Annotated in this window: 27 protein-coding genes and 1 pseudogene; 20 read left to right on the top strand and 8 right to left on the bottom strand. The window is 63.8% G+C overall.

From position 1 onward, the window contains the following. Together ABD53_RS11240 and ABD53_RS11235 are read left to right on the top strand one after the other, a co-directional pair. Positions 1 to 577, top strand: a 577-nt coding sequence (locus ABD53_RS11240) for a sulfite exporter TauE/SafE family protein (protein ID WP_047865904.1), incomplete at its 5' end; no start/stop codon positions are given. A 400-nt stretch (positions 578 to 977) separates the two neighbouring features. Next, positions 978 to 2,102, top strand: coding sequence for an FUSC family protein (locus ABD53_RS11235; RefSeq protein WP_053057984.1), 1,125 nt, complete (start codon positions 978 to 980; stop codon positions 2,100 to 2,102). Between the two features lie 179 nt (positions 2,103 to 2,281). Here the strand turns inward: ABD53_RS11235 and ABD53_RS17825 are convergent, their stop codons facing one another. Further along, positions 2,282 to 2,407, bottom strand: a complete 126-nt coding sequence (locus ABD53_RS17825; protein WP_268778282.1) for a hypothetical protein — start codon at positions 2,405 to 2,407, stop codon at positions 2,282 to 2,284. 415 nt (positions 2,408 to 2,822) lie between these two features. Here ABD53_RS17825 and ABD53_RS11230 point away from each other — a divergent pair, with 415 nt between their 5' ends. The 4 genes from ABD53_RS11230 (at position 2,823) to ABD53_RS11215 (ending at position 7,382) form a co-directional block, all read left to right on the top strand. Next, positions 2,823 to 3,614, top strand: a complete 792-nt coding sequence (locus ABD53_RS11230; protein WP_047865863.1) for a hypothetical protein — start codon at positions 2,823 to 2,825, stop codon at positions 3,612 to 3,614. 43 nt (positions 3,615 to 3,657) lie between these two features. After that, on the top strand, positions 3,658 to 4,209 hold the full coding sequence (locus tag ABD53_RS11225; protein ID WP_047865862.1) for a hypothetical protein: 552 nt from the start codon (positions 3,658 to 3,660) through the stop codon (positions 4,207 to 4,209). A 73-nt stretch (positions 4,210 to 4,282) separates the two neighbouring features. Beyond that, positions 4,283 to 6,094, top strand: a complete 1,812-nt coding sequence (locus tag ABD53_RS11220) for a thiamine pyrophosphate-requiring protein (protein ID WP_047865861.1) — start codon at positions 4,283 to 4,285, stop codon at positions 6,092 to 6,094. 37 nt (positions 6,095 to 6,131) lie between these two features. Then, the gene (locus tag ABD53_RS11215) at positions 6,132 to 7,382 is read left to right on the top strand and encodes a cytochrome P450 (RefSeq protein WP_047865860.1); all 1,251 of its coding nucleotides are present in this window, start codon (positions 6,132 to 6,134) and stop codon (positions 7,380 to 7,382) included. A 165-nt stretch (positions 7,383 to 7,547) separates the two neighbouring features. Here ABD53_RS11215 and ABD53_RS11210 read toward each other — a convergent pair whose 3' ends face one another. The 5 genes from ABD53_RS11210 to ABD53_RS11190 all read right to left on the bottom strand — a co-directional run bounded on the left by ABD53_RS11210 (position 7,548) and on the right by ABD53_RS11190 (position 13,754). After that, on the bottom strand, positions 7,548 to 9,062 hold the full coding sequence (locus tag ABD53_RS11210; protein WP_047865902.1) for an amidase: 1,515 nt from the start codon (positions 9,060 to 9,062) through the stop codon (positions 7,548 to 7,550). Positions 9,063 to 9,092: 30 nt separating this feature from the next. Further along, complete coding sequence (locus ABD53_RS11205; protein WP_047865859.1) at positions 9,093 to 9,665, bottom strand: TetR/AcrR family transcriptional regulator; 573 nt, start codon at positions 9,663 to 9,665, stop codon at positions 9,093 to 9,095. Between the two features lies 1 nt (position 9,666). Next, a complete protein-coding gene (locus ABD53_RS16050) occupies positions 9,667 to 12,228 on the bottom strand; it encodes an MMPL family transporter (protein ID WP_053057983.1) in 2,562 nt (853 codons plus the stop codon). Between the two features lie 221 nt (positions 12,229 to 12,449). Then, positions 12,450 to 12,935, bottom strand: coding sequence for a TspO/MBR family protein (locus tag ABD53_RS11195; RefSeq protein WP_047865858.1), 486 nt, complete (start codon positions 12,933 to 12,935; stop codon positions 12,450 to 12,452). Between the two features lie 189 nt (positions 12,936 to 13,124). Next, positions 13,125 to 13,754, bottom strand: coding sequence for a class I SAM-dependent methyltransferase (locus ABD53_RS11190; protein ID WP_152670742.1), 630 nt, complete (start codon positions 13,752 to 13,754; stop codon positions 13,125 to 13,127). A 333-nt stretch (positions 13,755 to 14,087) separates the two neighbouring features. On the opposite strand from ABD53_RS11190, the gene ABD53_RS11185 reads away from it, so the two are divergent. From ABD53_RS11185 to ABD53_RS17300, 14 genes and pseudogenes are all read left to right on the top strand, one after another. After that, entirely contained in the window at positions 14,088 to 14,564 is a 477-nt protein-coding gene (locus tag ABD53_RS11185; protein WP_053057982.1) for a GbsR/MarR family transcriptional regulator, read from the top strand. Further along, positions 14,552 to 15,790, top strand: a complete 1,239-nt coding sequence (locus tag ABD53_RS11180) for an ABC transporter ATP-binding protein (protein WP_084709551.1) — start codon at positions 14,552 to 14,554, stop codon at positions 15,788 to 15,790. Before ABD53_RS11185 ends, ABD53_RS11180 begins: the two co-directional genes overlap by 13 nt. Continuing rightward, a complete protein-coding gene (locus ABD53_RS16045) occupies positions 15,787 to 16,653 on the top strand; it encodes an ABC transporter permease subunit (protein WP_084709549.1) in 867 nt (288 codons plus the stop codon). Before ABD53_RS11180 ends, ABD53_RS16045 begins: the two co-directional genes overlap by 4 nt. Before the next feature lie 53 nt (positions 16,654 to 16,706). Further along, entirely contained in the window at positions 16,707 to 17,579 is an 873-nt protein-coding gene (locus tag ABD53_RS16040; protein WP_053057980.1) for an ABC transporter permease subunit, read from the top strand. 105 nt (positions 17,580 to 17,684) lie between these two features. After that, positions 17,685 to 18,041 (top strand): SpoIIAA family protein, encoded by a 357-nt coding sequence (locus ABD53_RS11165; protein WP_047865856.1) that lies wholly within the window; start codon positions 17,685 to 17,687, stop codon positions 18,039 to 18,041. Positions 18,042 to 18,063: 22 nt separating this feature from the next. After that, on the top strand, positions 18,064 to 18,252 hold the full coding sequence (locus ABD53_RS11160; protein ID WP_047865855.1) for a hypothetical protein: 189 nt from the start codon (positions 18,064 to 18,066) through the stop codon (positions 18,250 to 18,252). 31 nt (positions 18,253 to 18,283) lie between these two features. After that, entirely contained in the window at positions 18,284 to 19,267 is a 984-nt protein-coding gene (locus ABD53_RS11155; RefSeq protein ID WP_053057979.1) for a class I SAM-dependent methyltransferase, read from the top strand. Positions 19,268 to 19,330: 63 nt separating this feature from the next. Further along, positions 19,331 to 19,684: a SpoIIAA family protein gene (locus tag ABD53_RS11150; RefSeq protein WP_047865854.1), complete on the top strand. Its 354-nt coding sequence runs from the start codon at positions 19,331 to 19,333 to the stop codon at positions 19,682 to 19,684. 234 nt (positions 19,685 to 19,918) lie between these two features. Beyond that, the gene (locus tag ABD53_RS11140; RefSeq protein ID WP_047865852.1) at positions 19,919 to 20,821 is read left to right on the top strand and encodes an SAM-dependent methyltransferase; all 903 of its coding nucleotides are present in this window, start codon (positions 19,919 to 19,921) and stop codon (positions 20,819 to 20,821) included. Between the two features lie 7 nt (positions 20,822 to 20,828). After that, on the top strand, positions 20,829 to 21,257 hold the full coding sequence (locus ABD53_RS11135) for a PEP/pyruvate-binding domain-containing protein (protein ID WP_047865851.1): 429 nt from the start codon (positions 20,829 to 20,831) through the stop codon (positions 21,255 to 21,257). Further along, positions 21,254 to 22,049, top strand: a pseudogene (gene heR / locus ABD53_RS11130) (heliorhodopsin HeR). The gene ABD53_RS11135 and the pseudogene heR overlap by 4 nt, the downstream one beginning before the upstream one ends. Positions 22,050 to 22,087: 38 nt before the next feature. Continuing rightward, positions 22,088 to 24,730 (top strand): PEP/pyruvate-binding domain-containing protein, encoded by a 2,643-nt coding sequence (locus ABD53_RS11125; RefSeq protein WP_047865850.1) that lies wholly within the window; start codon positions 22,088 to 22,090, stop codon positions 24,728 to 24,730. 118 nt (positions 24,731 to 24,848) lie between these two features. Continuing rightward, complete coding sequence (locus ABD53_RS17820; RefSeq protein ID WP_268778281.1) at positions 24,849 to 24,974, top strand: hypothetical protein; 126 nt, start codon at positions 24,849 to 24,851, stop codon at positions 24,972 to 24,974. 8 nt (positions 24,975 to 24,982) lie between these two features. Continuing rightward, positions 24,983 to 25,201 carry a SpoIIAA family protein gene (locus ABD53_RS17300; protein ID WP_053057978.1) on the top strand — a complete coding sequence of 73 codons (219 nt, stop codon included), beginning with the start codon at positions 24,983 to 24,985 and terminating at the stop codon, positions 25,199 to 25,201. A gap of 37 nt (positions 25,202 to 25,238) precedes the next feature. On the opposite strand, the gene mnhG is transcribed toward ABD53_RS17300, so the two are convergent. Further along, positions 25,239 to 25,586 (bottom strand): monovalent cation/H(+) antiporter subunit G, encoded by a 348-nt coding sequence (gene mnhG, locus ABD53_RS11115; protein ID WP_053057977.1) that lies wholly within the window; start codon positions 25,584 to 25,586, stop codon positions 25,239 to 25,241. A gap of 2 nt (positions 25,587 to 25,588) precedes the next feature. After that, a complete protein-coding gene (locus ABD53_RS11110; RefSeq protein WP_235401543.1) occupies positions 25,589 to 25,858 on the bottom strand; it encodes a monovalent cation/H+ antiporter complex subunit F in 270 nt (89 codons plus the stop codon). Between the last annotated feature and the right edge of the window lie 95 nt (positions 25,859 to 25,953).

The following is a 25,953-nucleotide window of genomic DNA, read 5'->3' as shown; positions in this document are numbered from 1 at the left end:
AGGCTATCGCAAGGGGCTCGGGGGGCAGGCCAGGAGAGTGTTGTTGCTCGCCCCGGTTTGCGCCGCCGGGGGCTTCGTCGGCGTGCTGCTCGTACGCGTTAGCTCGCAGAGCGCCTTCACGCGCATCGTGCCCTTTCTGGTACTGGCGGCCTGCGCGCTTCTGGCTGTACAGCCGCTGGTATCTCGTCTTAGGGCCGGAGGCTCGGGCGCGGGGAAGAACCTCCGGCTCGGCGCGTATCTGGGGCAGGCCGCGGCTTCGGTCTACGGCGGCTACTTTAGCGCCGCGCTCGGCGTGGCCGTGCTGGCGGCGCTCGGGCTGACCCTCGAAGATACGCTGCAGCGGCTCAATGCTCTCAAAGCCATCCTGCAGCTCGTGATCGGTACGGCCTCCGCCGTCAGTTTCGCGCTGCTGACCCCGGTGGCCTGGCAGGCGGTGGCGATCCTGGGCCTCGCCTCGCTCGTCGGCGGCCAGACGGGGGCCAGGCTGGCCCAGAGAGTAAGAGACCGGACGCTCAGGGTGGGGATCATATCCTACGGGCTGCTGGCCGCCGTCTGGTTGTTCTTCCAGGGGGGATAGCCCCGCGTCCGCAAGGGCTTCCGGAGCCGGCCTGCCCGGGCTGCGGTAACCAGCGCGCTCCCCTGGCCGAGGGGGCTCTGCCGAGGCCTCCGGCAAGTAACGCGTTTACGTTCCGGGGTCACGGGTTCTGGAGTGCCCGGAGGGCGGCCCCCGGTAAGGGTGACTGAAGCAGAGAGGGTGGCTATCCGCTGTTCCCGTTCACCTCCTTCCGGCCTGCGGAGGGCCCGGGGACTCTGTCGGGCCCCGTAGGACACGGCCAAGCCCGGCCCGTTGACGTTCATCGCCGACCGGGCTCGCTGCCTGTCCGGCCGGTGCCCCGCTCGGGGCCTCTCTTGTATAGTGGATACCGTCCGATGAGGCGGGGCGTGTCTCGTGGAAGGGAGCCGGCGGAGAGAGCAGGGTGAGTAGGGTTAGAGGGATTAGCGTATCCGGCGAGCTTCGTGAGCGTCTGGCGGCGCTCGGATGGCGTCTCAGGGGTAACGGATGGGCGATCCTGCAGACGGCGGCCGCCGCCGGCCTGGCCTACTTTCTGGCGACCTTCATCCTGGGTAACGAGCAGGCTTTTTTCGCCCCGATAGCCGCCGTTATATCCCTGGGCCTGTCTGTCGGGCAGCGCGGGCGGCGCGCCTTGGAGGTGGCCGTCGGGGTCGCCATCGGGCTCGCGGTGGCGGACGCGATCGTGCTCGTAATCGGGGTCGGGCCTTTGCAGATAGCGGCGGTCGTGGCGCTTGCGATGGCGACCTCGGTGCTCTTTACCGAGCGTAACCTGTTCGTGAACCAGGCGGCGATCTCCGCGATCCTGGTGGTGGTTCTGACCCCGCCCCAGGAGGGTTTCAACCCGGACCGCTTCATAAACGCCTTGGTCGGCGGGGGCGTGGCCGTCGGCATCAACTACCTCTTGCCCGTGAACCCGGAGCGTCTGGTGCAGCGGGCGGCGCGGGAGGTCTTCGACGAGCTCTCCACGGTGCTCGAGAAGATAGCCGCCGGGCTAAGAGACGGCGACCGAGAAAAGGCCGAGCGCACCCTGGATCAGGCCCGGGACGTGGACGACAGGGTCCGGAGCTTCGACGAGCGGCTGGCCGCCGGCCACGAGACCGCCAGGCTCTCCCCGACCCGGCGGAGGGCTTTAAAGCGTCTGGACCTCTATGCCAGCGCGTCCATCAGGATGGAGCTCGCCGTGATCAACACCCGCGTCCTGGCCCGTGGGGCGGCGAACGTGATCCGGCGCGGAGACCCCGTACCGGCGACCATCCCGGAGGCCGTGCTCGACCTCTCGGCCGCGGTGAGGCAGCTCGCGGCCTACCTCGAACGGTCCGAGGGGCCGGAAGAGACCCGGGCTAGCGCGCTCTCGGCCGCCCGCGGGGCCACGAAGACCTTCGAGGATCACCACGACCTCGCGACGAGCGTGCTGGTCGGCCAGATCCGCTCGGCGGCGGTGGACATCCTGAGGAGCACCGGGATGGATCAGGCCTCCGCCCTCTCTGCCCTCGAAGAGGCCGCCGGAAAAGACTCCGACCTCGGCTAGTAACCGGAGCTAATAACCTCGGCCGGGAACCTAGGCCAAGAAGCTCGCACTACTCGCGGCCCCGGTCTCCACTACCCTTGGGGGTGCCGGAGATCCTGTAGTTCATCGTCTTGAAGGGCCCGGCCGCTTGAGAATCTTCGGGCGGCCCCGTGGCGCGGGGTTCCATCTGGCGCCGAGGATCAGTAGCCGAAGTACACGGGCCGGGTACACGCGCGTCCGAGCTCCAGATACGGCTTTGCCCGGCGCTCACCCGCCAAGTCCAGCGCAGAGCCGGCGTTTAGCAGGCTGTACTGCGGCGACGCCATGCCGCGATCTCTGTGGTGCTTTGTGGTGCTCTGTGATGCTCTGCAGCGTCCTGAGAAGCGCGGGCGATGCCGTGAGAGTAGATCCGGTAGAGGCTCCGGCTCGGGGCGAGCTTAAAGTCTGGGGTCGCTTCTTACATCCGATGCCGTAGATTCTCGGGTGGAGGCTGTGACCCCATGGAGTCCGGTGGATCGCCCCTCGCCGCCATAACCTCATAACCTGTTGACGTCCTTCTGCCGGGCCGGAGATAATGCCCGTAACAGAGCGTGTCCGGCTATCCTGCATCGCGGTCCCGAGTTTAGCCGGATCGCCGGCCGGGTACGGCGAGATCAATATCACTCGGATCGTTGGGAGAGCATGTTGTCCAGGTTCTTGCCTTTCAAAGCCTCGCTAGCCTCTTCGTGGAGCCGCTCCACTGTGGCCGTGGCTCTCGTTGCGCTGGCGCTCGTCATATCCTCCTGTGGCTCCTCGGATAACGGTGGAGAGCAGGGCCAGACCTCCGGCTCCGGAGGCTCCGGGGGGGAGACGGGGCCCGCTCCCGCAGAGAGCGCCGGCACGACGAGCATGGACGGGACCACCGGCGGTATGGAATCTACCAGCATGGGCGGTACGACCGGCGGCATGGAGACTACCGGCGCGGGCACGACCAGTATGGGGACGACTAGCATGGGCGAGACCACGGCTCCCACCCTCGCCGGACAGCCGCAGGACGAGATACGGGACGGCACCTGGAGGGTGGACGGCGCCGGGACCGTCCGGTTCAGCTTTACGGACGGTACGGACGGCGGCGTGGAGCTAGAGGACGTAAGCCCGCGCTCCGGCTGGGATCAGCGTGTCGCCGAGCAGAGCGCCGACGAGCTAGAGGTCCACTTCACTCGCGGCGACGCCGACTGGAAGTTCGAGGTCGAGGTAGACGGCGGGCAGGCGGAGATCTCGACCGAGCGCGACACCCGGCCCGCCGACGCCGGCAGCTACCGGGTCGGCGACGCCGCGGAGGTCGAGTTCAGCTCGGAAGGCGAGACCCTCTCCCTGGATAACGTGGACACCAAGGACGGTTGGAGAGTCTCCAGTCGGGACGAGAGCTCGGACGACATCGAGCTCGATTTCGAGAAAGGCGGCGGCCTGACGGCGGAGTTCGAGGCCGAGCAGAGCAACGGCCAGACGAAGCTCGAGACGAGCCAGAAGGTCAGCGGGCCGGTGCCGAACTAGAGTCTCCTGAGAGGCTCTTGAAGGTTACCTTGAAGGAGGCCGCTTGGCGGATAGAGAGGAGCAACGCCGCAAGACGGACACCACCGGCCGGAATGCCACCCCGGGCCGGAATAGCGGGGCAAGCGGACGTCTCGCGCGGCAGATAAGCGACGAGGTGGAGAGCAGGATACGGGCCGGTGCCGGAGAGCACTCCAGCCAGAGCTCCAAACAAGGCCCCAAACAGGGCTCTGGGTCGAGCTCGGGGCGAGACGACGGTCGCCAGAGCCGGTCCGGCTCCGGGGAATCGAGAGCGGAAGACGAGCTCGTACGGCAGGTCGGGGACGAGATGGAGCAGAGGCTGCGCTCCGGCAGGCTGGGCGAGATCGAGGCGGAGGCCGAGGAGGCCCGGCGCGACATACAGGTCCACCACCGGCTGATCTACGGCAGCGCGGTGTTCTTCGCGATAGTGTTGATGTGGTACGGGCTGGAGGAGATCATCCCGGAGATACCCGTGATCAACACCGGACCCGGAGCCGTCATCGTCGGGGCGATAATCCTCGTGCTCTCCGGCAGCTTCTTCCGGTCGCTGTTTGGCGTGTACCTGCCCACGAAATGATCCGTTGAGAGACCGGAAAGCAGCCACGAGGCAGCCGGTCGGATTGCCAAAACGGGAGAAAAGAAGGAGAGCCATGAGCACCGTGAGCGACTTCATCATCGACCGGATGATCGAGTGGGATCTGCACCGGTTCTACGGCTATCCCGGGGACGGCATCGGGGGCTTTGACGGGGCCCTGGAGCGGGCCGAGCGGGCCGATAAAGATTTCCGCTACATCCGGCCGACCCACGAGGAGATAGCGAGCTTCATGGCGACCGCCCACGCCAAGTTCACCGGGGAGCCCGGAGTGTGCATTGCAACCTCCGGCCCCGGCGCGGTCCATCTCGTAAACGGCCTCTACGACGCGAAGCTCGACAATCAGCCCGTGGTCGCGATAGTCGGCCAGCAGGGCCGGGTGTCCCTAGGAAGCGAGGCCCAGCAGGAGATAAACCTCGAACGCCTGTACGAGGATGTCGCCGGGTTCGTCCAGACGGTGACGACCCCGATGCACGCCCAGATGGTCCTCGACAGTGCCGTCAGAATCGCAAAAGCCGAACGCTGCCCGACCGTCGTCATCCTGCCGGCCGACGTGCAGGATCTTGAGATGACGGAGCCGGACCGCGAGCACTGGGTCTCGCGTACCGGCGTCAGCCACATCTCCAACAGGCTCGTGCCGGTAGAAGAAGAGCTAAAACGGGCCGCGGACGTGCTAAACGCCGGCGATAAGGTCGCGATGCTCGTCGGCCAGGGCGCGCTCGACGCCACAGACGAGGTGATCGAGGTTGCGGACAAGCTAGGGGCCGGGATTATCACCGCCTTGCTCGGCAAGGGCGCGGTGCCCGGGGACCTGCCCTACCACACCCAGCAGCTAGGGCTGCTCGGCTCGAAACCGAGCTACGACATGATGGAGGACTGCGACACGCTGCTGATGGTCGGCTCGAACTTCCCCTACGCCGAGTTTCTGCCAAAGACCGGCCAGGCCCGCGGCGTGCAGATAGACCTTTCTCCGGGTCACCTGAGCCTTCGCTACCCGATGGAGGTCGGCCTCATCGGGGACGCAAAGACGACCCTGGCCGCGCTCTCTGAGCACCTGCAAAGAAAAGACGACCGGAGCTGGCAGAACGGCGTGATCGAGGGCATGGAGTCCTGGAACGAGGTGACAGAGCGTGAGGCGATGGTCAAAGCCGACCCGATAAACCCGCGCTACGTGTTCCACACGCTGAACGAGCGGCTGCCGGAGAGCGCCATAGTAACCGCCGACGCGGGCTCGACCGCCGACTGGTACGGCCACCACATAAAGCTCGGTAGGAACATGATGGGCAACATGTCCGGCGGCATGGCCTCGATGCTGGCCTCGATGCCGTACGCGGTATCGGCCAAGTTCGCATTACCCGATCGTCCGGTAATCTGCACCATCGGCGACGGCGCTTTTCAGATGCTCGGCATGAACGAGATGCTGACGGTCAAGCGCCACTGGAAGGAGTGGGACGACCCCCGCTTCATCGTGCTCATCCTGCACAACGACGACCTCACCCAGGTCTCGTGGGAGATGCGCGAGGCCGGCGACCCGCGCTACGACACCAGCCAGCTCCTCGAAGACATGAACTACGCCGAATATGCGAAGCTTCTCGGGTTCGAAGGCATCAAAGTCGAGAGCCCCGAGGACGTCGCCGGAGCGTGGGACAGCGCCTTCGCCGCAGACAAGCCCGTGTTGCTCGACGTGCGGACCGACCCGAACGTCCCGCCACTGCCAGCCCACATCACGTTCGACGAGGCGAAGGGGATGGTCGAGTCGCTGGCGAAGCGGGACCCGGCAGAGGGAGCCGTGGTCGGAGACAGCATCCGGGCGGTCGCCGCGGAGCTGTTCGCCAAGGCCCGTCACGGCGTTCAGCATGGGAGATCTTGAGAGACTTGAGTAACTCGAAGAGGTTTGAGGAGGTAGCGTGTTTCCAGCCCTAAAGACCCCGGAAAGCTCGGTGGATCTCCTCCGCGAGGGATACACGTTCATCCCGCGCCGGTGCGACGAGCTCGGCACCGACGGTTTCAGGGCCCGGCTCCTGTTCAAGCCGGTGACGTGCATCCACGGGGCCGATGCCGCCCGCGTTTTCTACGGCGGCCACCGCTTTACCCGCCAGGGGGCGTTCCCGACCTCCATAGTCCACCTCCTGCAGGACGAGGGGAGCGTGCAGGCCCTCGACGGCGACGCCCACCGGCACCGCAAGGCGATGTTCCTGCACACCCTCCAGGGCGAGGACCCGATGGACCTGTACGGGATCTTCGAGCGGGAGTGGCTGGCCGCCATACCGCGCTGGCAGCGTAAGGGGCGCGTCGTCCTGCACGACGAGATGCAGGAGCTGCTGACCCGCACCTCGGCAGCCTGGGCCGGCGTGCCGATGAGCGAGCGGGACGTGGTTTTGCGCACCCGGGAGCTCTCGGCGATGGTGGACAACGCCGGCAGCTTCGGCCCGGCGAACTGGTGGGCCCGCTCGCTGCGCAACCGCTGCGAACGCTGGGCGCAAGGGGTCGTAACCCGGGCTCGCGAAGGCTCCATCCGTCCGCCCGGAGGCAGCTTCCTCGCCGTGCTCGTGGACCACCGGGGACCGGATGGAGAACCGCTTAGTGTGGAGACCGCCGCAGTCGAGCTCCTGAACGTCCTCCGGCCCATACTGGCGGTGAGCCGGTTCATCGCGTTCGCCGCGCTCGCCCTGCTGCGCCACCCGGAGTGGCACGAGACCTTCGCCGCCGGCAACGACGAGGACCTCGGGCACTTCGTAAACGAGGTCCGTAGGCTGTACCCGTTCTTCCCGATGATCGGGGGCCGGGCCCGGGAGAGCTTTGGCTGGCGGGGCCACGACTTCGCCGAAGGCGAATGGACGCTGCTGGACCTCTACGGCACCAACCACGACGCCCGGCTTTGGGAGCATCCCGAGGCGTTCCGGCCCGGGCGTTTCCGGGGCCAGACGATTGACCCGAACACGCTCATACCCCAGGGAGCCGGCGAGTACGCGGACGACCACCGCTGTCCGGGAGAGCCGATCACCATCGGGCTAATGCAGCGGGCGGTGCAGCTCCTGACCCGCAGCATGAGCTATCAGGTCGGGGTGCAGGACTTTAGCATCAGCATGAGCTTCATGCCCTCGCTGCCCAAAGACGGGTTCATTATCCACGACGTACGGCCGAGCGGTTCAGCGTAGTCTCATGTAGTCCGGCGCAGCCTCACGGGCCTCCGGAGAGAATGGCAGCGAGCGGCACGCCCCTCGCCATGCCGGCCCACCCGGAGTGGTGCGCGTGCCGCCCGGATTCGCAGGCAGCCATCCTCTTGTGGCCGTGGCGCGGGAGCCTCGTACGCGGGGTGGACTTCACCCGTTAGGGCGATCCGGAGCCTGCACGGGCCAGGGACGGGCCTGCTCTATCTGGGAGGCCAGGCGTAGCAGAGTAGGTTCTCCGCCGAGCGGGGCGACGAACTGTACGCCGAGCGGCAGGTTATCCGCCGTGCGGTAGGTCGGGAGCGAGACGGCCGGGCGGCCCGTGACGTTGGCGAGCTGGGTGTACGGCACCCAGCCGAGGTTCTCGTAGGCGATTCTGTCTATTATCCCGGCCCTGCGCAAGAGCGGGCCGCCTCCGAGCGAGAGTAGCGTGCGGGCCGCCGCCCGGAGGGCGGGTGGGGTGTCGAGGGCTCCGATTTCCAGCGGCGGCCTGGCCAGTGTCGGGGTAAGCAGGAGGTCGTAGCGGGAGTGGAAGTCGGCGAGCGCCCGGACGTAGGAGTGCCAGCGTCCCAGGGTGGAGGCGTACTCCACGGCGCTCGTGGACCTTCCCACGGCGGCCATGATCCTGGTGTCGAGCTCGAAGTCTTCCGCCCGGGCTCCGGTGGTCTTGCGGGTCTCGGACATCAGGCTGCCCGCGTTTGCGAACCACACCGTAAGAAAGTCTCGCGCCAGGCTCGCGTCGTCGTAGCCGAGCTCGCGGGGCCCGATCTCTTGTACCTCGTGGCCGAGGCCTTCCAAAAGCCTGGCGGCGTCGGTGACCGCCGCGACCGCCTCCGGGTGGGCCTGCGGGTTGAGCGAGGAGTGGTGGGTAAAGCCGATGCGCAGCCTGCCGGGCTCCCGCCCGACCTCCGACGAGTAGGGCCTCTCCAGGATGGACGCCTGGTACGGGTCCTCGGGCTCGTTACCAACTAGCACGTCGAGCATCGCGGCGGTGTCACGCACGGAGCGGGACACGACGCCGTCGGTCGAGGCGCCCTGCATGGCCTCTCCGCGGACCGGGCCGTGGGGCACCTTGCCCCGGCCCGGCTTGAGCCCGACGAGCCCGCAACAGGCGGCGGGGATGCGGATCGAGCCGCCGCCGTCGCTCGCCCCGGCCACCGGCACGATGCCCGCCGCGACCGCGGCCGCCGAGCCCCCCGAGGAGCCGCCCGGCGTCCGGGTCTCGTCCCAGGGGTTGCGGGTTGGGCCGAAGGCCTCCGGCTCGGTAACGCCCTTGGCCCCGAACTCCGGGGTATTGGTCTTGCCGAAGACGAGGAGCCCGGCCTCCAGCCACCGCCTCACCACCGTGGCGTGCTCCGGAACCGGAGGCGAGGCCAGGATGCGGTTGCCGCAAGAGGTCGGATGTCCGGCGTAGTCCTGGCCCAGATCTTTTGTGAGGAAAGGCACCCCGGTGAAAGGTCCTGAAATACCCGAAAGCCCTTCTTCAGAGCTATCTGCCCGGCTCCGCGCTTCCTGGAGCATCGGATGCACGATGGCGTTCAGGCGCGGGTTTACCTCGTGCGCCCGGGAGATGGCCGTTTCCAGAAGCTCGCCGGCGCTTACCTCGCCGGTTTTTACCAGCGTGGCCAGGCCGGTGGCGTCGTGGCGGGCGTAATCCTCTTGGTTCAGTGGGCTCAAGAATATCCTCCCCTATGAGTCCTATGAGCCGTCCGGGCCCCGCCCGAGCAGCAGGCGGGTAAAGGTCCATTTTAGTGCTTCCCGGTAGCGGTAGAGGTCTTTCGTCTCCCACACCAAGCACTCGTAGATCGCACTCTCTATGAGGCTTATAAGCAGGCTCGCCACCACGGGCGCGTCCAGGTCGTTTATCGCGCCGGAGCCTATCTGGCTCTGTAGCCTCTCGGAGAAGACCCGCGCCATCTCCTCCCTGAAGCTGTGGGCGGACCTTTCGGGTAGGCGTTCGATCTTGAACAGGTCCCGCTCCTCGGAGGCTATCTCCAGCGCCGAGTCCACTATCCGGCCTATGCTCTCCGGGGAGGAGAGGTCCGCGAGCATTGGCTTTACCCTGTGCGAGACCTTCTCGAAGAACTGATCCGTTAGCGCGACCGCCAGGGCGTCCTTGGAGTCGAAGTACAAATATAGCGTCCCGACGGCCACCCCGGCTCCAGAAGCTATCCTCGTCATCCTCGCCCCGTCGTAGCCGTCCTCCACGAAGACGGCCCGCGCGGTCTCCAGTATCCTTTCCCGCTTGCCGGGGTCCGCCGGACGGGCCACGCTAGCCTTTCTTCTTTTCTTTCTTCTTTTTCCGGGACCCGGAGGGCCACCAGGCCCACTCGCCGAGCAGCTTCATCACGGCGGGCACGAAGAGCATCTGCATGAGGAACGCCGCGATGAACACGGCGACCGCGATGCCGATGCCGAGGGCTTTTATCTGCAGGATGTCGGCAAAGGCGAAGGCTCCCGTAACGGTCATCAGGATCGCCGCCGCCGAAGCGATGATCCCGCCGATAGACGACAGCCCGATGTCTATGCTCTTCTCCGGGGTCTCCCCGGCGTCGCGGGCCTCCTTGATGCGGGAGAGCAAAAAGACCTCGTAGTCCATGGAGATCCCGAACACGACGCAGAAAGTGAGTATCGGGACCAGCGCGTCCACGAAGCCGGTGTCGGTGAAGTTCAGCGCCTCCGAGAGGTGCCCCTGCTGGAAGATGAAGACCAGTACACCCATGCTCGCGGCCAGGCTCAAACCGTTTACCAGCAGACCTTTGAGCGGGGCAACGAGCGAGCGGAAGCTCGCCGCCAGCGTCAGGTAGGTCGCCCCGATCACGAACAGCCCGGCGTAGACCAGCGGCGGACCGAAAAGCTCCGTCAGCACGTCCCGCTGCTGCGCCGAAAGGCCGCCGACCGAGACGTCCAGCCCCTCCGGGTCTTGCAGACCTCTCAGATTTTGCACGGTCTGGCGGGACTCCTCGGAGTACGGGTCCGAGTCGGGGACCGCCTGTACGACAGCGGCCTCGTCCGCGACGAAGGTGTCGAGCGCGTCCTGTAGCTGCCCGTTATCCCGGGCGGCGTCGGTGTCGAGGAAGCTCGCGACGCCCTGCGGCGTTATCTCACCGTTGGCGGAGACGCCGTCGGGGATGGTTGGCACCTGCTCGTCTATCCGCTCTTGGGCCTTCTTTTCTACCTCGGTCCTTATCTTCTCTCTGGCGCCGGCCTCTTCGAGCGACTGCCGGACCTGCGGCTCTACCTCGGAGCGTATCCGCTCTTCGGAGCCCTCGGGCACCGTGCCGCGCTGCTCCCGGAGCGCGGCGAGCTGCTCCTCGATGGCCTTGTCCGTCTGGGTCTCTATTTGCTCCTCGAACTGCTCGTCAACCACCTGATCCGTCTGCGAGGCCGCCTCTTCCTCGGCCTGCTGGCGGGCTTCCTGTATCCCTTCCGCGTACTGCTGCGCCGCTTGCTCCCCGACGGTGTATACGCTCGTCACGCCGTCCACGCCTTGCGTGTCTGCTGCCTCCTGGCCGAGGGTCTGTATCTTGGCCAGGTTCTCGGCGTTCGTCGGGTCGCCGCCGGTGCGGGCGACGAGCTGTATGGGGCTCAGGCTCGCGTACTGGAATTCCTCTCGGAGGAGGTCGTCACCGGCGCGGGACTCCACCTCGTCCGGCAGCGCCTGGGCGTTCGCCAGCCCGGTCTGGAGGTTGCTCAAGGGATAGATGAGCGCCCCGGCGACGACCGCGACGGCCAGGATGGTGAACACTGGACGGCGCATCCCGAGGCCCCCGATACGCTGCCACACGTTGCCCGCGCCGGATGCCGCGTTCCGGGAGCGGCGACGCCGGACCGAGAGGCGGTTGATCCAGCCCCCGAGCAGTCCCATGACCACCGGGGCCAGCGTCAGCGCCGCCAGCACCGTGGTGGAGACCACGAGCACGCCGCCGATACCGACCGAGCGCAGGGTCGGCAGCGGGAAGAAGAACAGCCCGGCCAGCCCTATGAGCACCGCCGTACCGGAGAAGAAGATCGTGCGCCCGGCGGTGCCCACGGTCCGCGCCACCGCCTCCGGGGCTGGGTGCTCCTCTAGCTCCTCGCGGAAGCGGCTCACGACCATCAGGGCGTAGTCTATTCCCAGGCCCAGCCCGAGCATCGTCGCGACCTGGGTAACGAATATGGACATCTCGTAGAACTGGGAGGCGAGAAACACCAGCCCGAGCGTGCCGAGCACGCTCGTCACGCCCACCAGCATCGGTATGCCAGCCGCCACGAGCCCGCCGAAGGCTACCACCAGTATGACGAGCGCGATGGGCAGGGCGAAGATCTCGGCCTGCTCGATGCTCTCCTGGGCGGCCTCCTGCAGGTCGCTCTCCACCGCGTCCTGCCCGGTAACGTAGGTCTCAAGCTCGCCGGAGCCGGTCTCCGACCGGATATTCTCCAGCAAGTTGTTGCCCGCCGAGCCCCCTGTGCCGATCACGGCGTAGCTCTCGCCGCCGTCCGAGACGAAGGAGTCCTCCCCGGTGCTCTCGTATCCGGTAACCTCCGACACCCCCGGCAGGTCCCGCACCCGGTCCAGAATCTCGGACTCCGCCTGCCGGAAATCGTCGCCCTTGGCGTCCAGGCTCTCGCTCTGGAACACGATCACGTAATCGCCGGAGCCGGAACCCTGCTCGTCGAGAATCTCCTGCGCCGCGGCCGACTCCGAGCCCGGAAGTGTAATGTCACCGCCGGTTAACCGGTCGCCCACCTGCGGCGCGAAGTACGCGCTCACCCCGAGCGCCACGACCCAGAGCAGGACCACCAGCCACCGTAAACGGTATATGAGACGCCCTACCCTGTAAAAGATACCCATTGCACCTGACCCTTCATCTGGCTTCATCTGGCTTCATCGAGCACGCAAGCGGCATGGCAGTGATAAATGAATGAATTTGTTCATAAACGAGGAATATAACACGGTGACGTCCTCCGGCAACCGTGGAAGGCTTACGGAGTATTAAGGGGGCTTGGCTAGGTTCTAGTCTGCGCTCGGGGGCGGCCGCGCGTAACGGCACGTAACGGCGCTTAACGGTGAGACTACTTGTTGAGACGCCAGATCGAGAGGTTCAAAACCGCCGCGAAGCTCGTCCACAAAAGGTACGGGACCATTAGCAGCGCCGCCGTCCGGGAGAGCTTCGAGAACGCCGCCGTGGTAGCCACGATGGCGGACCACAGAAAGGCTATCTCGAGCAGCGCCCACCCCGGCCTCCGGCGGCCGAAGAAGAGATAGGACCACAACACGTTCAGGGCTAGCTGCGTCCAGAACAGGACACGCGACGCCCGATGGAGATCACCGCCGTCGTCTCCCCGCTGCGACACGAGAGAGTAAGCGACCCCCATCATCGCGTACAGCGTGGTCCACACCGGCCCGAACACCCAGCCGGGCGGCGTGAACGAGGGCTTCTCTATACGCGGATACCAGTCATTTACTCCGCGAGAGGTGCTTATCGCCCCCACGACCCCGGCCGCTTCGCAGGCGAGCACCGATCCCAAAAGCTTCGGTACGGATACACCCTCCGACATCGTCGCGCCTCCCGAGCCATCGCCTGATCAACCCCCGCCAAGCTATAACGCTCCAAAGTCTACACCGTAAGCTCAGAATGCGATCTAGACCCACTCAAGAATAGGCTTGACTCCAGGGTGCGGTCAGAGTGGCAGGGCACTGGCAATGTACACTTCCGGCAGGGTGGATTTAGGTTCAGGCTCGGGAGCTCAGTGACGACGTCGAAAGACGTAGGCGTCGGCGGACTTGGTATAGCCGACTCCTCTTCCGGTCGATCTGAGCAGCTCTGGTGTTACCTCGACGTCTCTCTTTGGCACGAAGTAGGAATCAAGCTCCCTGCTGGCAAGCCCGTAGCGACCGCTGCGATGCTTGATAGCAGCGACAAACTCGTAGTCAGGATCTACGGAGGCCATGCTGGCATCTCCGTGGCTGTTGTTGGCCACCAGCCACCCGCCCACATGCAGATACCGCTTGCAGGCTTCGGAGACAAAGCTGGCGTAGAGTGAGATGAGCAGATCAAAGCTCTCATCCGGCTCGTCCAAGGCGGTGGTGTAGTCGGCGTGATGAAAGGTGATCCCGGAAGATTCGTCATACTGCTTGCGGGCATCCACAAGCGTTTCTACACTTGAACGGTCGGAGAAGAACTTCTTGGCCCGTCTGTCGGTATCTACGTATACAACGCTGGGGAAGATGAGCGAAGGGCTGAGGTGGATGTATGACCCTGGGTAGAGCACCCGATCGATGGTAAAAGCATCGGCGAGGACCGAAAACATTCCGCTTAGATCGCCTCGGCTCCGCTCATACTCCTCGTACATCCGAACGACCCCCTTCGATATCACCCGCATCTCCTCTTCTAAGCCCCTCCTCTAAACGTCGTCCCCTTGCCGGCTCTTCTAAGATAGACCGTTGCAGATTACCGCAGTTCAGCATATCCGGCTACGAAGCGATCTGACTACGCCTCAACCTGCATGAACCATCACACCGCGCCCCAACCTACCTCCGGCTAGATCCAAAGCCACCCTCCACAGTCCTCCATCGTTGCTGAGAGTTTGGATAACGCCGAGCCAAAGGCTTTACTCAAATTTCTGAAAATTCGTCCTTTCAGTATTGACTGAAATTACTTACATTGCTATAGTATCAATATAAACGAGACCGCTACGTGGAGGTGATGCGTGGACGAAGAGAGAGCCAGTTACGTAGAGGACTTCGGCATGATGTTCGAGGGGTTCGGGCTGCAGAGAATGGTTGGGAGGTCCCTCGGGGCGCTATTGGTCTCCGAGGAGCCCGAGCTATCCGCGGAGGAGCTTGCAGAGGCTTTGCAGGCGAGCCGGGGTTCCATTAGCTCGGCTACCAAGACCCTCACGCAGATGGGGCTCGTGCAGCGCTACACCAGGCGGGGGGAGCGCCGGGATTACTTCCGGGTCAAGCCTGGGGCCTGGGACGAGTTCATGCGCCGTGAGATGGAGTCTCTCAAGGCCTTACGTGAGATGGCCGAACGGGGCCTGGCAATCGTGGACTCCGACGAGGATGAGACCAGAGAGAAGCTGGAGGACATGCACGACTTCTTCGTTCATTTAGAGCGCGAGTTTCCCGAGATCATAGACCGTTGGCAAGAAGAGAAAGGAAAGGAGCAGACGTGGAGCAGGTAGTCAAGGCTAAAGGTCTTACCAAGACCTACGGCAAGAACCGCGGAATAAAGGACGTGGACCTCACGGTTCGCGAGGGCGAGGTCTTCGGATTTCTCGGGCCGAACGGCGCGGGTAAGACGACCATGATCCGCACGCTGCTCGGCTTCATGCATCCCACGGGCGGCAGCGCCGAGATCTTCGGCCACGACATCAGCCGCGACAGCGTGGCCGTCCGCTCGATGGTCGGCAACCTTCCAGGCGAGTTCGCCCTGGAAGACCGCATGAACGGCGAGAAGCTCCTGAAGCTCTTCGCCCGGCTGCGCGGCGTCGAGAGCCTGGACTACGCCTACGAGCTCGCGGACAGGATCAACGCGGACCTCACGCGTCCGATGCGCCGTCTTTCGAGAGGCAACAAGCAGAAGATCGGTCTGATACAGGCCATGTTCCACCGCCCGCCGCTGCTCATTCTGGACGAGCCCACGGGCGGGCTCGACCCGCTGGTCCAGGAGGAGTTCCTGAGGATCATAGGCGAGGTCAAGGCGGAGGGCAGGACCGTATTCTTCTCGTCTCACACCTTGAACGAGGTAGAGCGGGTCTGTGACCGGGTCGGGATCATCCGCGAGGGCGAGCTCGTCCGGGTCGAGACCACCGACACCCTGATAAACAAGTCCTTCCGGCACGTGATGCTCGACTTCGCCAATGCCATCGGGGGAGAGGAAGCGCGGCGTTTCGAGGAGCTGGAAGGGATCGAAAAGTTCGAGCAGGACGGAGAGAGGCTCTCCTTCGAGCTGCACGGGAACCTGGACAGTGTCATAAAGCTCGCCGCGAGGCACGAGGTCCTAGACATGATCTACGAGCGGCCGAGCCTGGAGGAGATCTTCCTCGCCTACTACGGCGGCGAGGACACGAGCGACGAGGGAGAAGCGAGCAGCGTCCCGGGTGCGGGTAAGGCCCCGGCCTCCGGTCCCTCTGGTGCTCCGGGCAACGGCGACACCGGTAACGCCAGGAACGGCAACGGATCTCCGGCGGGGACGGGCGCAGAGGCCACCTCCCGCTACACCGGCTCCGAAGCCTCGCACAACGGCAGCCGGACATCCTCACCGGCGTCCAGCGCGGGAATCGCCATGCAGCAGGCCATAGAGGCTATCGTCGAGCAGACCGTGGAGAGGACCGTCGAGAGAATGACCGCCGGAGACGGAGCGGAGCGCCCGGTAGAGAGAGCCGCCCAGAAGGGAGACAGGCAATGAGCGCCGCAGGAGCCAGGACGAGAAGCGTAGCACCGCAGGCCCCGGCAGCGCCGGGAGCGGGGCGCAGGTTCGGCGTGCTCCTCGGACACGTCATGGGCCTCCAGGCCCGGAGCGTGGCCATCTGGGGCGCAGCGCTCGGGGCGCTTGGCGTGATGATGGTCGCCATCTTCCCCGGCATCGCAAGCGGCCCTGGCCTACAGCAGATGAGCGATGCACTACCCCAGGGTATGATGCAGGCCGCTGGGGTAGAGGATATCGCCGCCCTGGGTAACTTAAAGGGCTTCCTCGAAGCCGAGATCTTCGGGCTCGTACTCCCGCTGGCCCTTCCCTTCTTCGCCATCCTGGCCGCTGCCGGGGCGATAGCCGGGGCCGAGGAGAACGGGACCATAGACATCCTGATGGGTAACCCCCTCTCGCGCTGGCAGCTCATCGCGGCCTACTTCGTGTCCATCGCCGTCGCGCTCGTGGGAATCCTCGCCATCTTCGGCCTCATCCTGTGGGGCTCGGCGCTGTTCATAGACGCAGAGTTGCCGCTTGGAGCGGTCGCGGAGGGCGTGTTCGGGGCGTGGCCTCTGGCACTGCTGTTCGGCGGGCTCGCTCTGGTTGCCTCGGCGGTCTTCCATCGCAGGGTGGTAGCCATAGGCATCTCGGGAGCCGTGCTCTTTGCGATGTACTTCATGGACGCTCTGGGCGGCATCGTCGAGGAGATCGAGTGGGTACAGAACCTCTCCGCGATCTACCACTACGGGACGCCACTCACGAGCGGCATAGATTGGGCCGGTTTTGCCGGGATGTCCGCGATCGCCGTGGTCCTGGCGGTAGTGGCGGTCTTCGCCTTCCAGAAGCGCGACATCTTCACGTAGGGCTTTGCATAGATGCCTGTAAAGCAGAGAAATTTTAGAGAAAGGCCAAACCGATGAGCGTCGGACAAGTACAGAAAACACAGAAAGGAACTACCTACCGGGAGGCCCGGAGCCCGAACGGCCTCACGAAGCTACTGACGATTACGGGGCATGCGATCAACCTCAAGGCGAGGGCGATGCTGATCTGGGGCGCCGCCCTCGGACTCCTCGGAGCCCTGTTCGTGGCGCTATACCCCTCGATCTCGGGTAGCGGGGCGGGCATGGAGCAGATGGTAAGCAGCATGCCGGATGCCATGAGGGAGATGGTCGGGTTCGGGGCCGGCGCCTTCAGTTCCGTCGAGAGCTGGCTAAACGGGGAGATGCTCGGCTTCCTGGTGCCGCTGGCACTATCTTTCTTCCCGATACTCGTGGCCTCCTCGGCCATAGCTGGTGCGGAAGAAGACGGTACGATAGACATCCTGATGGGCAACCCGCTATCGCGCTGGCAGTTTGCGACGGGTCGTTTTCTAGCCGCCGCCGTACTGCTACTCGGAATCGTCACCATCATGGGAGCCGCAACGTGGCTAACAGCGGTTATCGCGGACGTGGATCTCGCACTCGGCTCGATGGCGGCGGGCTCTCTCACCCTGTGGGCGCTGTGCATCTTCTTCGGCGGTTTGGCGCTGCTGCTCTCCGCGGTACTCCACCGGAGATTCCTGGCGCTCGCCATACCGGCCGCGCTACTCATCGTGATGTACTTCGTGGATGCTCTGGCGGGCTCAGTCGAGTTCTTCGAGACGATCCAGCCTCTGTCGGCCTTTAACTACTACGGCTCGGCGGTACAGAACGGCATGGACTGGGCTAACTTCTCCGTCCTTACCGGAGCCACCGTAGTGCTCGCGGGGCTAGCCGTACTCATCTTCCACCGGCGCGACATCTACAACTAACCCTGCAATCCCTGCACGAAGATGGCCGGGTCCGCGTGGCGGCTCTACCGAGACTCGTCGCGCGGATCGCGCCTTGTATCCCAATACCAGTACTAGGAGATACAGATGCTAACCAAGCAGATCATAGCCGACACTAACATCGTCGAGGTCCACCTGGACGGCGCGGTACAGGAGAGCGAGGTGGAGGATCTGCGTGCCGAGATCGACCGGGTGATCTCCGAGCACGGCAAGTTCAAGATCCTGGTCGTCCTCGGGAACTTCGGCAACGTCGGACCAGGGGCCATTTGGGAGGACCTGAAGCTCGAGACCAGCGTCTTGAGCGAGCTGGAGCGCGCGGCGGTCGTCACCGACAAGGAGTGGTTCGAGCGGATGATGGAGGGCGTTGACCGCGTGTTCGAGGCCAGGATGGAGCACTTCGATCCCGGCGAAGAGGAGGCGGCGCTGCGGTGGCTCACCTCCTAGACGGACTAGGACGGATCCAACCATGACGTCCGAGCCCGACGAGGGAACCGGAGAGACGAGACTGTTCAAGAGGCTGCACGGGGGTGCGGAGAACGTGCTGAGCTACGAGTCCCGGGAGAAGCCTACGGACGAGGAGCTTGAGACCGTGTTTGCGGAGATCAAGACGACCATAGCCGGGCGCGACAAGTTCAGGATACTGCTCGTCCTCTGACCAACCGGATCTATTACGAATGGAGAGCGCATTGTCCAGGCAGGGATCACTGCTCGTTTTCGCCGCTATCGAGATCGTTTTGCTGCCCGTTATCGTTGTAGGGGTGATTCTATTCTCGGTCAATTTCGTCTTGAGGTTGCGCGAGTCGCGTACTTCGGCGACGGCGTATGATCCATTCTTCGCCCGCTACATCTTGCACGCCCAGAACAAACGGCGAGACGAAGCCAACAAGCAACTCCTCTACGCTCTGCCCACCGTCTCGCCTCTCGCGGTCAACCTGATGCTGGGGCCGACCCTGCTGGCAATGCGTACCACCGGGGTCACGACCAACATGTACGACTACCCAGTGTATAGCTCGTCCTCCATCTGGGGCGCATTCGGTCACCGCACCCGCTTCTTCGATGACGCCCTGCGAGATCATCTCGGCGAGGCGGAGCAGGTCGTGATCCTCGGCGCCGGCTGGGATACACGCTCATACAACCTGGTCAAAGGGACCGACGCGCAAGCCTTCGAGGTCGATGCGCCAGAGACGCAGACACAGAAGCGCGAGTCGCTGGCGGCGGCGAACATCGACGCTTCGGATGTAGTCTTCGCCGCTGCCGACTTCAACGAGGAATCGTGGCTCGATGCGCTCGAACGTGTTGGCTTCGACCCCAGCAAGCCGACCTTCGTTCTGTGGGAAGGGGTCACGTACTACCTGGAAGCCGAAGCGGTCGAAGCAACCCTCAAAACCGTCGCGGAGCAACTAGCGCCGGGCAGCGCGATAGCTTTCGATTACCCGGCTCGTCACATCGTCGAAGGTAATACGTCGCTGATCTACCGGATGGCCACGCTGGCAGCTCGACTCATAGGCGAACCGTGGACGTTCGGCATCAGCACCGAAGCCCCCGCCAGAGAGCAACTGGCGAAATTTCTGGAGAGGAACGGGCTCCGCCTGGCGGAATACGAGCCGGTAGGAGAGGTCGAGGGCGGCGAGCGGCCGCACGGCGGTCTGGCGGTAGCGGTTAACGAATAACCATCAATGCTGTAGGCAAAACCTGGCCGGGTTGGACAGAGTGAACACGAAAAGGAGACAACTATGTTGAAGAGATTGGACGAAGGCACCGGAAACGTGCTGGCCTACGAGGTAAAAGAGAGGATCACGGAGAAGGAGGTCGCGAACCTCTCCCAAGAGGTCAAGGAAGTCGTCGCCGAGCACGGCAAGGTCCGCCTACTCGTCCGCATGAACGAGATTCCCAACGTGGGATTCGGTGCCCTGGCGGAACGCTTGAAGCTAGCCCCGTACGCGAAAGACATAGAGCGCTACGCCATCGTGGGCGACGCCTCGCTTCTGGAGTGGGCCCAGAGCCTCGGGGACGCGCTGATCAGTGGCGAGATAAAGCATTTCGAGGACTTGCAATACGAGGAGGCGTGGCGCTGGATCCAGTCCTAGCTCTCCACAGCCATCCGGTCTGGACGCCGCTGTCCTTGAACACGGAGACCATCATCCTGGAGGTGGGTGGCATGTTGCAACACGGTGGGGCGGTGGCCCAGGAGCACGACAAACCGTGTGTGGACGGCACCCAAGGGTCGTGGAGATCCTGGATCAGTAAGCGCTGCGGCTAGAAAGCCTGGGGCATGAGAATGCGCCCGGTTCGGATATGAGACCAGAGAAAGAATACAAAACATGACGCAAGCAGAAAGAAAAATCGACACGAGTGTCGCCGCGCAAACAGGCGTTGCCCCCACGATGATGGTCGCCATCGAACAAAATTTCCCCGGTGATCAACGCATCATCCACGATGAACTCGCTTTGAAAATTCTGCCCGTTGGTTATCAATTCTTGGTCAAACTGACGCGGATTCCTGTGTTGAGGGACTGGATGGTCAGGGCGTCAGAGAAGCAAGTAGGTGGCATCTGGAGCGGTATTGTGTGCCGCAAGCGCTACATTGACGACACGGTGGTATTGGCCGTGGCTGGCGAGAATTCAGTCGATGCCGTGGTGAATCTGGGAGCAGGCTACGACACGCGTGTGTACCGACTGCCCGCCCTGGCGAACGTGCCCGTTTGGGAAGTTGACCAGCCCGCGAATATCGAGGCCAAGCAGGCAAACCTGCAAAAGGCACTGGGCAAGATACCCACAAACGTTACGCTCGTTCCGATCAACTTCGTCGAGCAGGAACTGGGGCCCGTGCTGGCTGCACATGGGTATGCCGCTGACACCAAAACCTTCTTTGTCTGGGAAGCAGTCTCGCAATACCTGACGGAAACGGCCGTCCGACAGACCTTCGATTTTCTGGCGCAAGCACCGGCGGGCAGTCGGTGGGCGTTTACGTACGTGCGCAAGGATTTTGTCGAGGGAGAGGAACTATATGGGCTGGAGAAGTTTTACGAGCGGATGATCGTCAAGAACAACGCGTGGCACTTTGGGTTCGAACCGGAGGAAGTGGCCGGATTCCTGGGCGAGTACGGCTGGCGCATGATCGAGCATCTTGGCTATGACGACCTGGCTGACCGATATGTGAAACCGACCGGGCGTGAGTTGCCGTTCATGGCGATCGAGCGGATGGTCTATGCCGAAAAGGAGTAATGATCTCATGACAGCTCATAAAACGATCAAATGGTTTGCGGATCTGGATACATCCGCCAGCGATCTGGCCGGCGGCAAAGGGGCCAACCTGAGTGAGCTTGTACAGGCTGAACTCCCTATATCATCTGGCTTTGCGATGACGACCGACGCATGCGCCGCCTTTGTAGAGGTCAACGGGCTGCAGGCACAAACCATCGACCTGGCCGCGCAAACACGGGCGGATGATTCAGCTTCCTTCGAGTCCGCGTCCGCGGAGATTGAGGCGCTCTTTCAGCAAGGGGTGATCCCCAATGAACTGGTGACGGAGATCAAAAAAGCCTACGGAAATTTAACGGACGAAACGGGTCAGGCGGTGGCGGTGCGTTCGTCAGCGACGGCAGAGAACTTGCCGCCCGCAACCAATACTTACACTACCCCGAAAAGGAGCACCCGATGAGCACAACCGAAACCTCTGCGACCGGAACTTCCGCAACAGCGTCCGGAACTACCGACTCCCGGCTAAAAAGGCTCCGGATCTGGAACATAGGCCTCACGGTCCTGCACGCCGTCCAGGCCGTGGTGATACTCGCGCTGGCGACAGACTTCGCCACCACCGTCACCTCGACCTTCCCCAAGACCTCCCGGAGCCCCCGTGCCCGCGCCCGAGTCGTTGTTCGACGTGCGGATCGGGGCCGCTATAGCCGTGTTCCTGGGCCTTGCCGCCCTCGACCATCTGCTCACCTCGACCGTGTTCCGCCGCCGCTATGAGACGGACTTGCGGGCCGGGATCAACCGCTTCCGCTGGCTCGAATACTCCGTAAGCTCGACGGTGATGGTGCTGCTCATCAGCTTCTACGCCGGTATCACCGGCATCGCCGCCATTATCGGGATCATCGGGGCGAACGTGGCGATGATCCTGTTCGGGTGGCTGCAGGAGAGGATGAACCCGCCCGGCATCGACAGAGTTACGATGATGCCGTTCTGGTTCGGAATCCTGGCTGGGCTCGCCCCGTGGGTGGCTATCGTCGTGAACTTCGTGGGCGCGGAGACCGTTCCGGGATTCGTGTACGGGATCTTCGTCTCCCTGTTTATCTTCTTCATGAGCTTCGCCGCCAACCAGTGGCTGCAGTACCGCCAGATCGGACCCTGGCGCAGCTACGCCTTCGGCGAGACCGCCTACCTGGTCCTCAGCCTCGCTGCGAAGACGGCGCTCGCCTGGCAGATCTTCTCCGGCTCGCTGGCGGGCTAGGAACACGCTACAAAGACCTTAGAGAGGAAGCTCAGAAGATGATCTACAACTTCACCACCCCGGATAAACCGGGCGTTAACGAAGTGGGCGGCAAGGGCTTCTCGCTGATGCGCATGACGCGGGCCGGGTTACCGGTGCCGCCCGGCTTCAACCTGCCCGTTGGGTTCTTCGAGCCCTGGATCTCAGAGCTCAGATCCACGCCGGAGTGGGAGGCTTTGCAGGAGGCGCTGCGCGGAGGAGACGACCTCTCTCCGAGCACGGACGACCTCAAGGCCGCCTGCGAGAACCTGGAGCTCACGGCCGACCAACGGGAGCAGCTTGACGCAGCTTTGACCTCGCTGCCGGATGGTGCTTTGCTCGCAGTCCGCTCTTCCTCACCCGAAGAGGACCTCGCCGGAGCCTCCTTCGCGGGCGGCTACGAGACCGAGCTCGGCGTTACGAAGGAGACCTTGCCCGACGCACTGCGTAGCTCCTTCGTCTCTGCCTTCGACGAGCGCGTCTTCGTGTACAAGCGGGAGCAAGGCTTCGCCACGGACGACCCGCGCATCGCCGTGATCGTGCAGCAGCAGATCTCCTCCGAACGCGCCGGGGTCGGGTTCTCCTTGAACCCGATCACCAACGACTACGACGAGGCGGTCGTAGATTCCAACTGGGGTCTCGGAGAGTCGGTCGTCTCGGGTCAGGTCTCTCCCGACCACTTCGTGGTCAACAAGCAGACCCGCTCAATCGTGGAGAAGAGCGTCGGCGGCAAGGAGACCTCGGTCTGGCTACAGGCCGACGGCGGCACCGCCGAGAAGGCCGACCCACGCACGGACGAGCTCTCCCTGACCGATGCGGAGCTTTTTGAGATCGTGGACATGATCTCCCGGGTTGAAGAGTTGTACGAGCAGCCGATGGACACGGAGTGGGCCTACGCCGAGGGCGAGCTGTACATGCTCCAGGCACGCCCGATTACGGCCTACGTGCCCTTGCCGCCCGAGATGCGGACGGAGCCCGGAGAGGACCGGATACTCTATCTGGACGCCGCCCTGACCGAAGGGCTAACCACCAATGCCCCCATCTCGCCCATGACGCTCGACTGGCTGTTCAAGTCCGTCGCCATATGGGCAAACCCGTTCGTCGGGCCGGTAGAGGTGCCGGCGGATGGTGACCCGCACGAGAGCATTCTGTTCGGCACCGGGGGCCGCTACTACATGAACCTCTCGCAGCTGCTGACGCTCTTCGGCGCAAGCAATATCGCCAAGTTGTTCGGTCCCGCCGACGCGCTGCTCGGCGAGCTGCTGGAGAACCTGGACGAGGATCGCTACCGCGCCAGAGAGCCGGTAGACGCGCTGCGCTGGAGTGCTATAGCTCGCCAGATACCCCGTGCACTGTGGCACTCGCGCCGCTTCATAGGGGATACGGTTTACGGTTGGTGGAGCCCCGAACGCTTCTATCGCCGCTACGAGCGTGCCATAGCCGACGCGGAGCAGGCTCTCAAAGTGAGTGCGAACCCGAACATGCTGCTGAACGCCGTGCGCCGTAAACACGACGCCATCATGGGTCCGGTGCTCTCTGAGTTTTCGTTCCCCGCGCTGCTGGTCTACTTCTATTATCTGTGGCGCCTGAACCGTCTTTTCGCTGACGAGCCCGAAGAGAATCAGCGGCTGGCCGACACCATGAAAACCGGCCTCTCGGGTAACGAGGCCGTGAACATCAGCATGCAGCTCTACCGCCTCACCCGGATGCTCGACCCGGAAGAATTCAATGATCTCGACAGCCTTACAAATAGGCTGGAGAACCGAGAGCTTCCGGAGGAGTTCATGGCGGCGTGGGCTGAGTTCGTCGAGCAATACGGGTCCCGGGGACCGGGTGAGCTGGATCTCTCGAACCCCCGCTACGGCGACGAGCCGAGGCTCGCCTTAGAGCAGATGTCCTACATGGCAGAGAGTACCTTCGATCCCGAGAAGTCGCAGGAAGAGCGCGTCGCCAATCGCAAAGCGGCCTACGAGCAGTTGCAGGAGAAGCTCGACAACCGCAAGAGCCGCCAGCTAGAGCGAGCATACGGCATGATCGACATGATGGGCGGCACCCGAGACACGCCAAAGTACCTGATGGTCCTGGCGAACGGAGCGTTCCGGCGGCGCGCCCTGATCGAGGCCGACCGCCTCGTCGAAAAGGGGCGGCTCGACAATAGAGAGGAGATTTTCTACCTCACCCTGGACGAGGTGTCGGCCGCGAACGCGGACCCCGCCTACGACTTGCGAGAGGTGCTCGCGAAGAGGCTGCCGTTCTACCAGAAGCTAAAGCAGGTGGACTCGTTCCCGCACCTCATAGACTCCCGCGGCCGCATCGGGCAGGTCGAAACGCCGCAGGATGATCCGGACGTATATACCGGGCTCGGAATCTCCCGCGGGACGGCCACGGGACGGATCAAGATCCTGCAAACACCCCGGGAGAAGCCCGTCGAGAAGGGGGACGTGCTTGTCGCCTACACCACCGACCCGGGCTGGACGCCGCTGTTCTTGAACGCCGAGGCCGTGATCCTGGAGGTTGGCGGCATGCTCCAGCATGGCGGTGTCGTGGCCCGCGAGTACGGCAAGCCGTGCGTGGCCGGAATCCAGGGCGTAACCACGAAGCTCCGGGACGGCCAGAAGGTCGAGGTGGACGGCACCACGGGCGTAGTCCGCCTCCTGGAGTAGCCAGCGCATCTCATGAGCCTTGGGAGGTGGATCATGTAGAGAATAAAGATCATGAAGATTATGGAGATCATACACAGAGGTAACAGACAGAGTTCAACCCCGAAAAGAGGAGACGGCGTTGCTAACCGCAAGCCAGGTACAGGACACGAACATCGTCGAGCTTTACCTCGATGGAGAGGTAGAGGAAAAGGACATAGAGGCCGCACGTTCGGCGGTCTCCTCGACGAAGAGTACGACAAGCTGAGGCTGCTCATGGTGTACGAGGAGCTCGGCAGCATGGGGCCGAAGGCCCTGTGGGAGGACACGAAGCTCGAGACGAGCATCTTCCAGAACGCCGAGCGCATGGCGGTAGTGAGCGAGAAGCGGTGGATAGAGGACCTCGCGGAGAATCTGGGTTCGTCCACCAGCATGGAGATCGAGAATTTCGAGCCCGGACAGCGCGATGAGGCTCTCGCCTGGTTGAAGGGCTAGGTAGACTCATCTACCGGATCTACCCGGCCTCCCTGAACTAGCCGGGGGATCCGGGCCTCCGGTCCAGCCCGGACCCGGACTCGTCCACCGCCTCCGGTGAGCGCATTACCTCGTTGCGTTCGAAGGCGGCGCGGGCGACCACGTGGGAGGCGACGGGGGTGGTCAGGATCAGGGCCACGACGATCAGTATTACCCGCAGGATGACGTCCGCCTGTCCCGAGGCCGTCGAGGCGACCAGAATCGCGATCACACCGAGAAAGACCGCCTTGGAGGCCGCGTGGGTCTTGGTGTAAGTGTCGGGCATCCTGAGCATGCCGATCACCCCGATGGTCATTATGAAGACGCCGAGTATGACGAGAGCGTCCGCCAGCAGGCTTATTATCATCCCTAGAAGATCCTCCGGTTGCCGTGGTAACGGGCGGCCGCGAGCGTCGCTATAAAGGCCAGTAACGATAGCGCGAGCGCCGCCTCCAGAAAGTAGGGGCTCTGGTAGGAGCTCCCGTAGAGCACGAGCAACGCGACCAGCACGAGCGTCAGGGTGTCTAGCGCCAGGATGCGCGCCGCCGTCGTGCGCATCCGCACCACCGAAATCGCCGTGACCGTGAACAGGACGGTCATCCACACCGCCGCTATGAAGAAGACCGTCTGGTGTAACAATGCCCCTCCGCAGTCGTCCGCAGCCGTCAGAACTTGCCCGGAGTTACAGAGCCATCCAGGCTCCGCAGATAACCCCGTGTGGAATTATCGCACCC

Source organism: Rubrobacter aplysinae (assembly GCF_001029505.1).
In the GTDB taxonomy this organism is placed as follows: domain Bacteria; phylum Actinomycetota; class Rubrobacteria; order Rubrobacterales; family Rubrobacteraceae; genus Rubrobacter_A; species Rubrobacter_A aplysinae.
This window is presented reverse-complemented; position numbering and strand designations above follow the sequence as displayed.